This window comes from Escherichia sp. KCJ4928, from assembly GCF_004352695.1.
Taxonomy (GTDB): domain Bacteria; phylum Pseudomonadota; class Gammaproteobacteria; order Enterobacterales; family Enterobacteriaceae; genus ECMA0423.
Genome location: NZ_SJWV01000104.1, coordinates 1 through 14,293 on the forward strand (window position 1 = coordinate 1; position 14,293 = coordinate 14,293).

Annotated in this window: 15 protein-coding genes; 12 read left to right on the top strand and 3 right to left on the bottom strand. The window is 51.4% G+C overall.

The window, feature by feature from the left end; translation table 11 throughout:
• The first annotated feature begins 198 nt into the window (after window positions 1–198).
• The 10 genes from citC to yldA all read left to right on the top strand — a co-directional run bounded on the left by citC (window position 199) and on the right by yldA (window position 8,725).
• Window positions 199–1,257: a [citrate (pro-3S)-lyase] ligase gene (gene citC, locus E0D98_RS15140; RefSeq protein ID WP_000467705.1), complete on the top strand. Its 1,059-nt coding sequence runs from the start codon at window positions 199–201 to the stop codon at window positions 1,255–1,257.
• A gap of 14 nt (window positions 1,258–1,271) precedes the next feature.
• Window positions 1,272–1,568 carry a citrate lyase acyl carrier protein gene (gene citD, locus E0D98_RS15145; RefSeq protein ID WP_000700703.1) on the top strand — a complete coding sequence of 99 codons (297 nt, stop codon included), beginning with the start codon at window positions 1,272–1,274 and terminating at the stop codon, window positions 1,566–1,568.
• A complete protein-coding gene (citE, locus tag E0D98_RS15150) occupies window positions 1,565–2,473 on the top strand; it encodes a citrate (pro-3S)-lyase subunit beta (RefSeq protein ID WP_000622357.1) in 909 nt (302 codons plus the stop codon). The genes citD and citE overlap by 4 nt, the downstream gene beginning before the upstream one ends.
• A 10-nt stretch (window positions 2,474–2,483) precedes the next feature.
• The gene (gene citF / locus E0D98_RS15155) at window positions 2,484–4,016 is read left to right on the top strand and encodes a citrate lyase subunit alpha (protein WP_000192245.1); all 1,533 of its coding nucleotides are present in this window, start codon (window positions 2,484–2,486) and stop codon (window positions 4,014–4,016) included.
• Between the two features lie 3 nt (window positions 4,017–4,019).
• Entirely contained in the window at window positions 4,020–4,571 is a 552-nt protein-coding gene (gene citX, locus E0D98_RS15160; RefSeq protein ID WP_000550422.1) for a citrate lyase holo-[acyl-carrier protein] synthase, read from the top strand.
• Entirely contained in the window at window positions 4,546–5,424 is an 879-nt protein-coding gene (citG, locus tag E0D98_RS15165) for a triphosphoribosyl-dephospho-CoA synthase CitG (RefSeq protein ID WP_131890733.1), read from the top strand. The genes citX and citG overlap by 26 nt, the downstream gene beginning before the upstream one ends.
• A gap of 50 nt (window positions 5,425–5,474) precedes the next feature.
• Window positions 5,475–6,938 carry a citrate/succinate antiporter CitT gene (citT, locus tag E0D98_RS15170; protein ID WP_000050323.1) on the top strand — a complete coding sequence of 488 codons (1,464 nt, stop codon included), beginning with the start codon at window positions 5,475–5,477 and terminating at the stop codon, window positions 6,936–6,938.
• Between the two features lie 113 nt (window positions 6,939–7,051).
• Entirely contained in the window at window positions 7,052–7,858 is an 807-nt protein-coding gene (gene rna, locus E0D98_RS15175) for a ribonuclease I (RefSeq protein ID WP_001299576.1), read from the top strand.
• Window positions 7,859–8,087: 229 nt separating this feature from the next.
• Entirely contained in the window at window positions 8,088–8,498 is a 411-nt protein-coding gene (gene rnk / locus E0D98_RS15180) for a nucleoside diphosphate kinase regulator (RefSeq protein WP_000089731.1), read from the top strand.
• Between the two features lie 137 nt (window positions 8,499–8,635).
• Complete coding sequence (gene yldA, locus E0D98_RS28450) at window positions 8,636–8,725, top strand: small membrane protein YldA (protein ID WP_000796528.1); 90 nt, start codon at window positions 8,636–8,638, stop codon at window positions 8,723–8,725.
• Between the two features lie 3 nt (window positions 8,726–8,728).
• Here the strand turns inward: yldA and E0D98_RS15185 are convergent, their stop codons facing one another.
• Window positions 8,729–9,967, bottom strand: a complete 1,239-nt coding sequence (locus tag E0D98_RS15185) for a zinc-dependent alcohol dehydrogenase (RefSeq protein WP_000646150.1) — start codon at window positions 9,965–9,967, stop codon at window positions 8,729–8,731.
• Window positions 9,968–10,187: 220 nt separating this feature from the next.
• Here E0D98_RS15185 and uspG point away from each other — a divergent pair, with 220 nt between their 5' ends.
• Window positions 10,188–10,616 carry a universal stress protein UspG gene (gene uspG, locus E0D98_RS15190; protein WP_000278505.1) on the top strand — a complete coding sequence of 143 codons (429 nt, stop codon included), beginning with the start codon at window positions 10,188–10,190 and terminating at the stop codon, window positions 10,614–10,616.
• Between the two features lie 120 nt (window positions 10,617–10,736).
• Here uspG and ahpF read toward each other — a convergent pair whose 3' ends face one another.
• Together ahpF and ahpC are read right to left on the bottom strand one after the other, a co-directional pair.
• Window positions 10,737–12,302 (bottom strand): alkyl hydroperoxide reductase subunit F, encoded by a 1,566-nt coding sequence (ahpF, locus tag E0D98_RS15195; RefSeq protein ID WP_000887629.1) that lies wholly within the window; start codon window positions 12,300–12,302, stop codon window positions 10,737–10,739.
• A 128-nt stretch (window positions 12,303–12,430) separates the two neighbouring features.
• The gene (gene ahpC, locus E0D98_RS15200) at window positions 12,431–12,994 is read right to left on the bottom strand and encodes an alkyl hydroperoxide reductase subunit C (protein WP_000052796.1); all 564 of its coding nucleotides are present in this window, start codon (window positions 12,992–12,994) and stop codon (window positions 12,431–12,433) included.
• Window positions 12,995–13,365: 371 nt separating this feature from the next.
• On the opposite strand from ahpC, the gene dsbG reads away from it, so the two are divergent.
• Window positions 13,366–14,112, top strand: coding sequence for a thiol:disulfide interchange protein DsbG (gene dsbG / locus E0D98_RS15205; protein ID WP_000913832.1), 747 nt, complete (start codon window positions 13,366–13,368; stop codon window positions 14,110–14,112).
• Window positions 14,113–14,293: the final 181 nt, after the last annotated feature.

The window sequence follows — 14,293 nt, forward strand, 5'->3', positions numbered from 1 at the left end:
AAAAACCACTAACTCTATGTGAAATAAATCAAAATTTCACGCAGAAATACTCCTTAGGATGTATAGCGAAAGGAGAAAAAGATATACCTCGATCACCCCCCTTTCTCCCAAGTGAAAATAAAAGGTTATCAGTTTGCAACATTGAACAACATTCGTTGCAAATCGATAACAACATGCACCTTCAGGATACTATTTATTATGTTCGGCAATGATATTTTCACCCGCGTAAAACGTTCAGAAAATAAAAAAATGGCGGAAATCGCCCAATTCCTGCATGAAAATGATTTGAGCGTTGACACCACAGTCGAAGTATTTATTACCGTAACCCGCGATGAAAAGCTTATCGCGTGCGGTGGAATTGCCGGAAATATTATTAAATGCGTTGCGATCAGTGAATCCGTTCGCGGTGAAGGACTGGCGCTGACATTAGCCACTGAACTGATAAACCTCGCCTATGAGCGGCACAGCACGCATCTGTTTATTTATACCAAAACCGAATACGAGGCGCTGTTCCGCCAGTGCGGTTTTTCCACGCTGACCAGCGTACCCGGCGTGATGGTGCTGATGGAAAACAGCGCCACGCGACTGAAACGCTATGCCGAATCGCTGAAAAAATTTCGTCATCCAGGGAACAAGATTGGCTGCATTGTGATGAACGCCAATCCCTTCACGAATGGTCACCGTTATCTGATTCAACAAGCTGCGGCACAGTGCGACTGGTTGCATCTGTTTTTAGTCAAAGAAGATTCTTCACGCTTCCCCTATGAAGACCGGTTGGATCTGGTGTTAAAAGGCACCGCCGATATTCCACGCCTGACTGTGCATCGCGGCTCCGAATACATCATCTCCCGCGCTACGTTCCCTTGCTACTTCATTAAAGAACAGAGCGTCATTAACCATTGTTACACCGAAATTGATCTGAAGATTTTCCGTCAGTACCTCGCTCCCGCGCTGGGTGTAACTCACCGCTTTGTCGGTACTGAACCCTTTTGTCGCGTTACCGCCCAGTACAACCAGGATATGCGCTACTGGCTGGAAACGCCGACTATCTCCGCACCGCCCATCGAACTGGTTGAAATTGAGCGGCTGCGTTACCAGGAGATGCCGATATCCGCTTCCCGGGTACGTCAACTGCTGGCGAAAAACGATCTCACGGCTATCGCGCCGCTGGTCCCTGCAGTCACGCTGCATTATTTGCAGAACCTGCTTGAGCACTCCCGCCAGGACGCGGCAGCTCGTCAAAAGACCCCCGCATGAGAAACAGGTGAAAAATGAAAATAAACCAGCCCGCCGTTGCAGGCACCCTTGAGTCTGGGGATGTGATGATACGCATCGCCCCACTCGATACGCAGGATATCGACCTGCAAATCAATAGCAGCGTTGAGAAACAGTTTGGCGATGCAATTCGCACCACCATTCTGGACGTTCTCGCCCGCTACAACGTGCGCGGCGTACAGCTGAATGTCGATGACAAAGGCGCACTGGACTGCATTTTACGTGCACGACTGGAAGCCCTGCTGGCACGCGCCAGCGGTATCCCGGCTCTGCCATGGGAGGATTGCCAATGATTTCCGCTTCGCTGCAACAACGTAAAACTCGCACCCGCCGCAGCATGTTGTTTGTGCCTGGTGCCAATGCCGCGATGGTCAGCAACTCCTTCATCTACCCGGCTGATGCCCTGATGTTTGACCTCGAAGACTCCGTGGCATTACGTGAAAAAGACACCGCCCGCCGCATGGTTTATCACGCGCTGCAACATCCGCTGTATCGCGATATTGAAACCATTGTGCGTGTCAACGCGCTGGATTCCGAATGGGGTGTTAACGACCTGGAAGCCGTCGTTCGCGGTGGTGCGGACGTTGTGCGTCTGCCGAAAACCGATACCGCTCAGGATGTTCTGGATATCGAAAAAGAGATCCTGCGTATCGAAAAAGCCTGTGGTCGTGAACCCGGCAGCACCGGCCTGCTGGCGGCGATTGAATCTCCGCTGGGCATTACCCGCGCAGTGGAAATCGCTCACGCTTCCGAGCGTTTGATCGGTATCGCCCTCGGTGCAGAAGACTATGTGCGCAACCTGCGTACAGAACGCTCCCCGGAAGGAACTGAACTGCTGTTCGCACGCTGTTCCATTTTGCAGGCCGCGCGCTCTGCGGGTATTCAGGCGTTCGATACCGTCTATTCCGACGCTAACAACGAAGCCGGATTCCTGCAAGAAGCCGCCCACATCAAACAGCTGGGCTTTGACGGCAAATCGCTGATCAACCCGCGTCAGATTGATCTGCTGCACAACCTCTACGCACCGACCCAGAAAGAAGTGGATCACGCCCGCCGCGTCGTAGAAGCCGCTGAAGCCGCCGCTCGCGAAGGCCTCGGCGTGGTTTCCCTGAACGGCAAGATGGTGGACGGTCCGGTTATCGATCGCGCCCGTCTGGTGCTCTCCCGTGCAGAACTTTCCGGCATCCGCGAAGAATAAGGCAATCAAAATGACGCAGAAAATTGAACAATCTCAACGACAAGAACGGGTAGCGGCCTGGAATCGTCGCGCTGAATGCGATCTTGCCGCTTTCCAGAACTCGCCAAAGCAAACCTACCAGGCTGAAAAAGCGCGCGATCGCAAACTGTGCGCCAACCTGGAAGAGGCGATTCGTCGCTCTGGTTTACAGGACGGCATGACGGTTTCCTTCCATCACGCTTTCCGTGGCGGTGACCTGACCGTCAATATGGTGATGGACGTCATCGCGAAGATGGGCTTTAAAAACCTGACCCTGGCGTCCAGCTCCCTGAGTGATTGCCATGCGCCGCTGGTAGAACACATTCGCCAGGGCGTGGTTACCCGCATTTATACCTCTGGCCTACGCGGTCCACTGGCGGAAGAAATCTCCCGCGGTCTGCTGGCGGAACCGGTGCAGATCCACTCTCACGGCGGTCGTGTGCATCTGGTACAGAGCGGCGAACTGAATATCGACGTGGCTTTCCTCGGCGTCCCGTCCTGTGATGAATTCGGTAATGCCAACGGCTACACCGGTAAAGCCTGCTGCGGCTCCCTCGGCTATGCAATGGTTGATGCCGACAACGCAAAACAGGTTGTGATGCTTACCGAAGAACTGCTGCCTTATCCGCATAATCCGGCAAGCATTGAGCAAGATCAGGTTGATTTAATCGTCAAAGTTGATCGCGTTGGCGATGCTGCAAAAATCGGCGCTGGTGCTACCCGTATGACCACTAACCCGCGCGAACTGCTTATTGCCCGTAGCGCTGCGGATGTGATTGTCAACTCAGGCTACTTCAAAGAAGGTTTCTCCATGCAAACCGGCACCGGCGGCGCATCGCTGGCGGTAACCCGTTTCCTGGAAGACAAAATGCGTAGCCGCGATATTCGCGCCGACTTCGCCCTCGGTGGTATTACCGCGACGATGGTTGATCTGCACGAAAAAGGTCTGATCCGCAAACTGCTGGATGTACAGAGCTTTGACAGCCACGCTGCGCAATCGCTGGCCCGTAACCCCAATCACATCGAAATCAGCGCCAACCAGTACGCTAACTGGGGTTCGAAAGGTGCATCGGTTGATCGTCTCGACGTGGTGGTACTGAGCGCGCTGGAAATTGACACCCAGTTCAACGTTAACGTGCTGACCGGCTCTGACGGCGTACTGCGTGGTGCTTCCGGTGGTCACTGCGATACCGCGATTGCCTCTGCGCTTTCCATCATCGTCGCGCCGCTGGTACGCGGTCGTATTCCGACTCTGGTGGATAACGTGCTGACCTGCATCACCCCGGGCTCCAGTGTCGATATTCTGGTCACAGACCACGGTATCGCAGTTAACCCGGCACGTCCGGAGCTGGCAGAACGTCTGCAGGAAGCGGGCATTAAAGTGGTTTCCATTGAGTGGCTGCGTGAACGTGCGCGTCTGCTGACCGGTGAACCACAGCCGATTGAATTCACCGACCGCGTCGTTGCCGTTGTGCGTTACCGCGATGGCTCGGTGATCGATGTTGTACATCAGGTGAAGGAATAAGCCATGCACCTGCTTCCTGAACTCGCCAGCCACCATGCGGTGTCAATTCCCGAGCTGCTCGTCAGCCGGGATGAAAGGCAAGCACGGCAACACGTCTGGCTCAAGCGCCATCCTGTTCCACTGGTCTCCTTTACCGTGGTTGCGCCTGGGCCGATTAAAGACAGTGAGGTCACACGCCGAATTTTTAATCATGGCGTGACAGCCTTGCGTGCCTTAGCCGCAAAACAGGGCTGGCAAATTCAGGAGCAGGCTGCACTGGTTTCCGCCAGCGGGCCGGAGGGCATGTTGAGCATTGCCGCCCCGGCTCGCGACCTCAAGCTCGCCACCATTGAGCTTGAACATAGTCATCCTCTCGGGCGGTTATGGGATATCGATGTCCTGACGCCCGAAGGCGAAATTCTCTCCCGCCGCGACTATTCACTGCCGCCTCGCCGCTGCCTGTTGTGCGAGCAAAGCGCAGCCGTCTGCGCGCGTGGAAAAACCCATCAACTGACCGATTTACTCAACCGCATGGAGGCACTGCTGAACGATGTCGATGCCTGCAACGTCAACTAAAACCACAAAGCTTGCGACGTCATTAATCGATGAGTACGCCCTGCTGGGCTGGCGCGCCATGCTGACTGAAGTCAATCTGTCACCGAAACCAGGCCTCGTGGATCGCATTAACTGCGGTGCGCACAAAGATATGGCGCTGGAAGATTTCCACCGCAGCGCGCTGGCGATTCAGGGCTGGTTACCCCGTTTCATTGAATTTGGTGCCTGTAGTGCAGAAATGGCACCGGAAGCGGTACTCCACGGATTACGCCCAATTGGTATGGCTTGCGAAGGTGATATGTTCCGCGCCACTGCGGGCGTAAACACGCATAAAGGCAGCATTTTTTCTTTAGGGCTGCTATGTGCGGCAATTGGCCGTTTGCTTCAGCTCAACCAGCCGGTAACGCCAACAACCGTTTGTTCTACGGCGGCAAGTTTCTGCCGTGGTCTGACCGATCGCGAACTGCGTACCAATAATTCACAACTGACGGCAGGTCAACGGTTGTACCAGCAGCTTGGCCTTAACGGCGCACGCGGTGAAGCCGAAGCGGGTTATCCACTGGTGATCAACCACGCCTTGCCGCATTACCTCACTCTGCTGGATCAGGGGTTAGATCCTGAACTGGCATTGCTCGATACCTTGCTCCTACTGATGGCGATCAACGGCGATACCAACGTTGCTTCGCGCGGTGGCGAGGGGGGCCTGCGCTGGCTACAGCGCGAGGCGCAAACATTATTGCAAAAAGGGGGCATTCGAACCCCCGCCGATCTCGATTATCTCCGGCAGTTCGACAGGGAGTGTATCGAACGAAATCTCAGTCCAGGCGGCAGTGCCGACCTGCTGATCCTTACCTGGTTTTTAGCACAGATTTAATTATTTAAGCACTTGATAAATTTGAAAATATTAATTTTCGGAGAACCCGTATGTCTTTAGCAAAAGATAATATATGGAAACTATTGGCCCCACTGGTGGTGATGGGTGTCATGTTTCTTATCCCTGTCCCCGACGGTATGCCACCACAGGCATGGCATTACTTCGCTGTGTTTGTGGCAATGATTGTCGGCATGATCCTCGAGCCAATTCCGGCAACAGCGATCAGTTTTATTGCGGTTACTATTTGCGTTATTGGCAGTAATTACCTGCTCTTTGATGCCAAAGAATTAGCTGACCCAGCGTTTAATGCGCAAAAACAGGCGCTGAAATGGGGTCTGGCTGGTTTTTCCAGCACCACGGTATGGCTGGTATTTGGCGCATTTATTTTTGCATTAGGGTATGAAGTTTCCGGGTTAGGTCGTCGCATTGCCCTTTTCCTGGTGAAATTCATGGGCAAACGCACGCTGACGTTGGGTTATGCGATTGTCATTATCGACATTCTGCTGGCACCGTTTACACCGTCCAACACCGCGCGTACCGGGGGTACGGTTTTTCCGGTCATTAAAAACCTGCCGCCGTTGTTTAAATCATTCCCCAACGATCCGTCCGCGCGTCGTATTGGCGGCTATTTGATGTGGATGATGGTCATTAGTACCAGTCTGAGTTCGTCCATGTTTGTCACCGGTGCGGCACCAAACGTGCTGGGTCTGGAGTTCGTCAGCAAAATTGCCGGTATCCAGATTAGCTGGTTGCAGTGGTTCCTCTGCTTCCTGCCGGTTGGGGTTATCTTGCTTATCATTGCGCCGTGGCTTTCCTACGTGCTGTACAAACCGGAAATCACACACAGTGAAGAAGTGGCAACCTGGGCGGGTGATGAACTGAAAACCATGGGTGCGCTGACACGCAGAGAGTGGACACTGATTGGCCTTGTATTGCTCAGCTTAGGTTTGTGGGTTTTTGGCAGTGAAGTCATTAATGCTACTGCAGTTGGTCTGCTGGCAGTTTCGCTAATGCTGGCCCTGCACGTTGTGCCTTGGAAAGATATTACCCGCTATAACAGCGCATGGAACACGCTGGTCAACCTGGCAACTCTGGTTGTGATGGCTAACGGCCTGACTCGTTCTGGCTTTATTGACTGGTTCGCCGGTACCATGAGTACGCACCTGGAAGGATTCTCACCAAACGCAACGGTGATTGTACTGGTTCTGGTGTTCTACTTTGCACACTACCTGTTTGCCAGCCTGTCTGCGCACACCGCAACCATGCTGCCGGTTATTCTGGCCGTCGGTAAAGGTATTCCGGGCGTACCAATGGAACAACTGTGTATCCTGCTGGTGCTGTCTATCGGTATCATGGGCTGTCTGACGCCGTATGCAACCGGTCCTGGGGTGATTATTTACGGCTGTGGCTATGTGAAATCAAAAGATTACTGGCGTCTTGGCGCAATCTTCGGGGTGATTTACATCTCTATGTTGCTGTTGGTTGGCTGGCCGATTCTCGCCATGTGGAACTAATACGTTCGCCAAACGCTGAATAAATCATCACGCCCGCCAGGTAAGCCCACCTGGCGGGCTTTTTTATGATTTAATAGATAGTATTCAGTGTATGTATGAGTTCCACACCCATTATGAAAGCATTCTGGCGTAACGCCGCGTTGCTCGCGGTTTCTCTGCTTCCCTTCTCTTCTGCCAACGCCTTAGCGTTGCAGGCAAAACAGTATGGCGATTTTGATCGCTATGTCCTGGCCCTCTCCTGGCAAACCGGATTTTGCCAGAGTCAACACGATCGAAATCGTAACGAACGAGATGAATGTCGCCTGCAAACCGAAACGACCAACAAAGCTGATTTTCTGACCGTACATGGTCTGTGGCCAGGATTGCCTAAATCGGTTGCTGCCCGTGGTGTTGATGAACGCCGCTGGATGCGCTTCGGTTGCGCTACTCGCCCAATCCCGAATCTACCAGAAGCGCGCGCCAGCCGAATGTGTTCATCGCCGGAAACCGGATTATCACTGGAAACGGCCGCTAAACTAAGTGAAGTCATGCCAGGAGCTGGCGGACGTTCCTGCCTGGAACGCTACGAATATGCCAAACACGGTGCCTGCTTTGGTTTTGATCCGGACGCATACTTCGGTACGATGGTACGCCTGAATCAAGAAATTAAAGAGAGCGAAGCCGGAAAATTCCTTGCGGATAATTACGGTAAAACAGTGAGCCGCCGTGACTTTGACGCCGCCTTTGCCAAAAGCTGGGGAAAAGAGAACGTGAAAGCAGTTAAGCTAACGTGCCAGGGTAACCCTGCGTATTTGACTGAAATTCAGATCTCGATCAAAGCTGACGCCATCAACGCTCCGCTTTCTGCAAACTCATTCTTGCCACAACCACACCCAGGCAACTGTGGCAAAACCTTTGTGATTGATAAAGTGGGTTATTAATCATCTGATTTACAAAACACGCTAATTCGTCTTCCATAAACCGTGACGATTAAGAATTATACATAATGCGCTGCATTGAGGAATTCCCTGAATGTGACGCAAATCACTTCAAAGAGTGAGCAACAGTCAGTATCATCATGTGAGTTAAACCCTCGCCGCCTGACGGTGAGGGTTTTCTTTTGGGTATGTTTATCTGCGACACTCGCAGTACCGACGACATGGAGTAAAAATGTCCAGACCAACTATCATCATTAACGACCTGGATGCCGAACGCATCGATATTCTGCTGGAGCAACCCGCCTATGCTGGTTTGCCAATCGCCGACGCGTTAAACGCAGAGTTGGATCGCGCCCAAATGTGTTCGCCAGAAGAGATGCCACACGACGTGGTGACAATGAACAGCCGGGTTAAATTCCGCAATCTTAGCGATGGCGAAGTGCGTGTGCGCACGCTGGTGTATCCGGCAAAAATGACCGATAGCAATACTCAGCTTTCCGTTATGGCTCCGGTAGGTGCCGCACTGCTGGGGCTGCGCGTTGGCGATTCCATTCACTGGGAACTTCCGGGCGGCGTTGCAACCCACCTTGAAGTGCTGGAACTCGAATACCAGCCAGAAGCTGCTGGCGACTACCTGCTTTAATCCCATCTGCACAAGCGATAACTCGCTTTGCCCAGAGGATGCACGCGCATCCTCTTTACGCAAAATCAGCAATTTTTCCTGGTTCTCACTGTTCACTTTTGCTGCAAAATTATTCCGTTTCGTTTGTGGGAATAACCATGGCAGAAGCATTTTACATCCTGATAGGATTTCTGATTATGGCGGCGATTATCGTCATGGCTGTCCTTTACCTCGAAAACCACTCCTGACGATCATATTGTTCCCCCCGGCATCGCATTCACCAGACCTGAAACCGCCTTCTGCGCCGCCTCTGCGCTTTGTGCACCGGGTACCAGAATCACCTTACGGCACTCCTCTTCACGTTTTTCGAAAATCTCATATCCCCGGGCGGCCTCTTCAAACGGCATATAGTGGGTAACAATTTCTTCTGGTTTCAGTAATCCTTTCTCAATTAACGGTAATAATTCTCCCAGCCATGCGTGAACGTGGGTCTGTCCCATTTTAAACGTCAACCCTTTATCAAAGGCGTCGCCAAACAGGAAACCGTGAATAAATCCAGCGTAGACGCCCGGTACGCTAACAATGCCGCCACGCCTGACCGCCGCAATACACTGGCGCAACGCTTTACCGCTGCTGCCCTCCAGTTTCAGGTTAGTCAGCACCGTTTCCGTGGTGCTGCCTTTCGCTTCAAAACCGACGGCGTCTATTACTGCATCCACGCCCCGGTGACCTGCCGTTTGTTCAATAATTGACTGTGCCGGATCGCTATCTTCATCGAAATTAATCGGGATCGCGCCGTAGCGGTCAGCGGCGAAACGCAAGCGGTAGGGATGATGATCAACAACAAAAATCTGTTCCGCACCGAGCAACCGTGCACAGGCGATTGTCAACAATCCCACTGGACCGGCACCATAGACTGCAACGCTTGAACCTTGTTGGATCTGCGCATTTTTTGCTGCCTGCCATGCCGTTGGCAGAATATCAGAAAGGAAAAGGGCTTTATCATCTGAAAGCAAAGGCGGTACTTTAAACGGCCCCACATTCCCTTTAGGGACGCGGACATATTCCGCCTGTCCACCAGGAACGCCACCATACAGGTGACTATAACCAAACAATGCCGCGGGAGCTGGTATCTGTTTTTTATTGAGCGCAGCGCCTTTACCCGCATTGGTATTTTCGCAGGCGGCATATTGCTGCATTCGACAGAAAAAACAGTCGCCACAAGCAATGACAAACGGAATTACCACCCGGTCGCCTTTTTGCAAATTTTTTACGTCCTTTCCGGTTTCAACGACTTCCCCCATAAATTCATGACCAAAAATATCGCCATGTTTAACCTGGGGTATTTTGCCTCGATAAAGATGGAGGTCAGAGCCACAGATCGCCGTTGCCGTAATACGCAGAATAATATCATCTGCCTGTTCAATGCCCGGATCGGGAACATTTTCTACCTGAACGTGATGTGGGCCGTGATAAGTCAATGCTTTCATGCAACCTCCAGAGACAGTTCAAAAAAGAGTCAGTCTTTAAGGGTAGCTATCACAGCGGGAAAACAGGCGGTACCGCAGGTTTTGGGAGAATTCCTGGTGTTCAGTGAGAATATATTAATCACAGAAACCGTTCGTAAGGAAAAAGAACCAGACAAATATCAGGGATAAATATTATAATCATGGCGAATGATTTGTTCATGATTAACAGGGAGAAAGGGTTATGTATAAGACAATCATTATGCCAGTTGATGTATTTGAAATGGAATTGAGCGACAAAGCTGTTCGCCACGCTGAATTCCTCGCCCAGGATGACGGAGTTATTCATCTACTTCACGTACTACCCGGGTCAGCCAGCCTGAGCCTGCACCGTTTTGCCGCTGATGTGCGTCGTTTTGAAGAGCATCTGCAACATGAAGCAGAAGAACGTCTGCAAACGATGGTCAGCCACTTCACCATCGATCCTTCCCGCATTAAACAACATGTCCGTTTTGGTAGCGTGCGGGATGAAGTCAATGAGTTGGCAGAAGAACTGGGGGCTGATGTTGTAGTTATTGGTTCTCGCAACCCATCGATTTCGACCCATCTGTTAGGTTCTAACGCCTCGAGCGTGATCCGCCATGCCAATCTGCCGGTGCTGGTTGTGCGTTAATTGCCAGAATAAATATCCCGCCCTGCCCGGAGCCATCCCGGCAGGGCTTTTTAATGCCATAAAAAAGCCGCCAGGTTTGACCCCGGCGGCTAAGCAATTGCAGGTGAATCTTACTTCTTCTTATGCAGTTTTGGTGCGAATCAGGTAGTCAAAAGCACTCAGAGAGGCTTTGGCACCTTCGCCAGTGGCGATGATAATCTGCTTGTACGGAACCGTCGTACAGTCACCCGCTGCGAACACGCCTTTGACGTTGGTTTCGCATTTCGCATCAATGATAATCTCACCCATGCGGTTACGTTCGACTGCGCCTTCCAGCCAGTTGGTGTTCGGCAGCAGACCAATCTGGACGAAAATACCGGCCAGTTCGATGTTGTGAATATCGCCGCTGACACGATCTCGATATTCCAGACCAACGACTTTGCTGCCGTCGCCTTTCACTTCCGTGGTTTGCGCATTCAGAATAATGTCGACGTTTTTCAGGCTGCGCAGTTTGTCCTGCAGAACCTGGTCGGCTTTCATTTCTGGCGCAAATTCGAGCAGCGTTACGTGCTCAACGATACCCGCCAGGTCAATTGCCGCTTCCACGCCGGAGTTACCGCCGCCGATAACCGCTACGCGTTTGCCTTTAAACAGCGGGCCGTCGCAGTGCGGGCAGTAGGTCACGCCTTTGGTGCGATACTGATCTTCGCCAGGAACGTTCATGTTGCGCCATTTTGCACCGGTCGCCACGATAATGCTGCGTGCTTTCAGTACCGCGCCAGAAGCTGTTTCAATCTGATGCAGGCCACCTTCAACCGCTGCCGGGATCAGTTTGCTGGCGCTCTGGCTGTCGATCACATCAACGTCGTATTCATCAACGTGAACTTTCAGCGCACCTGCCAGTTTCTGCCCTTCGGTCTTCGGTACAGAAATGTAGTTTTCGATATCAACGGTATCGAGGATCTGACCACCAAAACGTTCGCCCATCAGACCGGTACGGATGCCTTTACGTGCGGAGTAAATTGCTGCCGCTGCACCCGCCGGGCCGGAACCGACGATTAATACGTCATAAGCATCACGCTTGTTCAGCTCTTCTGCCGCACGTTTTTCCGCGCCAGTATCAATTTTGGCAACGATTTCAGTCAACGTCATGCGGCCCTGACCAAACTCTTTCCCGTTTACGAACACTGCCGGAACGCCCATCACGTTGCGATCGGTGATTTCGTTCTGGAAGGTGCCGCCGTCAATTGCAGTGTGCTTGATGCGCGGGTTCAGTACGCTCATCAGGTTCAGCGCCTGCACCACGTCCGGGCAGTTGTGGCAAGAGAGCGAGTAATAGGTTTCGAATTCAAAATCACCGTCAATATGGCGAATCTGCTCCAGCAGAGACTGCGCTTCTTTCGACGGATGACCACCGGTCCACAGCAACGCCAGTACCAGCGAGGTGAACTCGTGGCCCAGCGGGGAGCCTGCAAAACGTGGCCCCTGGTTGGAACCTGGGTTGGTGATCAGGAAAGACGGCTTACGCACCGGCAAGCTGTTATCTTCTTTAAAGGTGACTTTGTCTGACAGTTCTGCGATTTCAGCCAACAGTTCCTTGATTTCTGCCGATTTAGCGCTGTCATCCAGCGTGGCAATTAACTCAACAGGCTTGGTCAATTTCTCAAGGTAAGCCTTGAGTTGAGTTTTCATATTTGTGTCGAGCATGTTTATCTCCTGGGCTTTAAACATCATCATGCAAGCGGCCTCTGCGGCTACCTGGATGCAGCTTGCATCATGGTGCGGGGAAGAAAATCGGGTGCCGCAGCACCCGATTAATTACGCGATTGCGGAACTTAGATTTTACCAACCAGGTCCAGAGACGGAGCCAGAGTTGCTTCACCTTCTTTCCATTTAGCCGGGCAAACTTCACCTGGGTGAGAAGCTACGTACTGTGCTGCTTTGATTTTACGCAGCAGGTCAGACGCGTCACGGCCAATGCCTTCAGCGGTAACTTCGATTGCCTGGATGATACCCTGCGGGTCAACAACGAAGGTCGCACGGTCAGCCAGACCTTCATCTTCACGCATGTTGTCGAAGTTACGGGTCAGGGCGCCAGTCGGGTCGCCGATCATCGCATATTTGATTTTAGCGATGGTTTCAGAGCTGCTGTGCCATGCTTTGTGGGTGAAGTGAGTATCGGTAGATACTGCGTATACGTCTACGCCCAGTTTCTGCAGTTCTTCGTAGTGGTCAGCAACGTCACCCAATTCGGTCGGGCATACGAAAGTAAAGTCAGCCGGGTAGAAGAAGAAGACGCTCCAGCGGCCTTCGGTATCTTTTTCGGTGATTTCGATGAATTCGCCGTTTTTGAATGCCTGGTTTTTAAAAGGTTTAATTTTGGTGTTAATCAAGGACATCTATACTTCCTCCGTGTTTTCGATGAGATGTAAGGTAACCAATTTTTGCCGATTCGGCTAATGCGTTTCCATTATCAAATCGATAAGTTTTACCTTACAACCTTCGTAAGACAACTTTGTGAACTTTGCACCGCCAGCGGCGATAAAAAGTAAAATGGCCCCCTTTCCAGGTGACCGTGTAATCTGAACTACCCTTTGGTATCTTCAGCGCCTGCCTGCAGGCTGAGGTGTTGCCCTTACAAATGCAACAACGACATGGATTACAACACCCTCATAAACAAAGGGCAATCACCTGATCTAAGCTCTTACCTATGACAGTGATAGGTTATGCCTTTTACTCGACTTTTGCACTGACTGAAAAGGACAAATTAATGTTAAAAAAGATACTTTTACTGGCTCTGCTTCCTGCAATCGCCTTCGCAGAGGAACTTCCTTCCCCAGTAAAAGCGATTGAAAAACAGGGCATTACAATCATCAAAACGTTCGATGCCCCCGGAGGAATGAAAGGTTATCTCGGAAAGTATCAGGATATGGGCGTCACCATCTACCTGACTCCCGATGGTAAGCACGCTATCTCTGGTTACATGTACAACGAGAAAGGTGAAAACCTGAGTAACACACTTATCGAAAAAGAAATTTACGCACCAGCCGGACGCGAAATGTGGCAACGGATGGAACAATCCCACTGGCTCCTCGACGGTAAAAAAGATGCGCCGGTCATTGTCTACGTGTTCGCCGATCCGTTCTGCCCATATTGTAAACAGTTCTGGCAGCAGGCGCGCCCGTGGGTAGATTCTGGCAAAGTGCAATTAAGAACATTGTTGGTTGGGGTTATCAAGCCAGAAAGCCCGGCGACAGCAGCGGCAATTCTTGCCTCCAAAGATCCCGCAAAAACCTGGCAAGAATATGAATCCTCTGGTGGCAAGCTTAAGCTAAACGTGCCTGCAAACGTAAGTACAGAACAAATGAAAGTGTTAAGCGCCAACGAGAAACTCATGGACGATCTGGGGGCAAATGTCACACCAGCGATCTATTACATGAGTAAGGAAAATACGCTGCAACAGGCCGTGGGGTTGCCCGATCAGAAAACGCTTAATATCATTATGGGGAATAAATAAAAGATAATTCATGGATGGTTGAAATACATCCCTGCTTTTCAACCATCCTAAAAAAGCATGAATTGCTCGCTCTGCCCTAAGTGGCTATGCTATTTTAGAAAAACTTAATCCTGAGTTAAGCAAAAAAATATAATCAATAAAAATATATACGCAAAAAAACATTGATTAAGTGAATATACCA

What these genes read in the sequence shown, in the direction of transcription:
- citC (WP_000467705.1), top strand. Translation starts at nt 199, where the DNA reads ATGTTCGGCAATGATATTTTCACCCGCGTAAAACGTTCAGAAAATAAA.
- citD (WP_000700703.1), top strand. Translation starts at nt 1,272, where the DNA reads ATGAAAATAAACCAGCCCGCCGTTGCAGGCACCCTTGAGTCTGGGGAT.
- citE (WP_000622357.1), top strand. Translation starts at nt 1,565, where the DNA reads ATGATTTCCGCTTCGCTGCAACAACGTAAAACTCGCACCCGCCGCAGC.
- citF (WP_000192245.1), top strand. Translation starts at nt 2,484, where the DNA reads ATGACGCAGAAAATTGAACAATCTCAACGACAAGAACGGGTAGCGGCC.
- citX (WP_000550422.1), top strand. Translation starts at nt 4,020, where the DNA reads ATGCACCTGCTTCCTGAACTCGCCAGCCACCATGCGGTGTCAATTCCC.
- citG (WP_131890733.1), top strand. Translation starts at nt 4,546, where the DNA reads ATGTCGATGCCTGCAACGTCAACTAAAACCACAAAGCTTGCGACGTCA.
- citT (WP_000050323.1), top strand. Translation starts at nt 5,475, where the DNA reads ATGTCTTTAGCAAAAGATAATATATGGAAACTATTGGCCCCACTGGTG.
- rna (WP_001299576.1), top strand. Translation starts at nt 7,052, where the DNA reads ATGAAAGCATTCTGGCGTAACGCCGCGTTGCTCGCGGTTTCTCTGCTT.
- rnk (WP_000089731.1), top strand. Translation starts at nt 8,088, where the DNA reads ATGTCCAGACCAACTATCATCATTAACGACCTGGATGCCGAACGCATC.
- yldA (WP_000796528.1), top strand. Translation starts at nt 8,636, where the DNA reads ATGGCAGAAGCATTTTACATCCTGATAGGATTTCTGATTATGGCGGCG.
- E0D98_RS15185 (WP_000646150.1), bottom strand. Translation starts at nt 9,967, where the DNA reads ATGAAAGCATTGACTTATCACGGCCCACATCACGTTCAGGTAGAAAAT.
- uspG (WP_000278505.1), top strand. Translation starts at nt 10,188, where the DNA reads ATGTATAAGACAATCATTATGCCAGTTGATGTATTTGAAATGGAATTG.
- ahpF (WP_000887629.1), bottom strand. Translation starts at nt 12,302, where the DNA reads ATGCTCGACACAAATATGAAAACTCAACTCAAGGCTTACCTTGAGAAA.
- ahpC (WP_000052796.1), bottom strand. Translation starts at nt 12,994, where the DNA reads ATGTCCTTGATTAACACCAAAATTAAACCTTTTAAAAACCAGGCATTC.
- dsbG (WP_000913832.1), top strand. Translation starts at nt 13,366, where the DNA reads ATGTTAAAAAAGATACTTTTACTGGCTCTGCTTCCTGCAATCGCCTTC.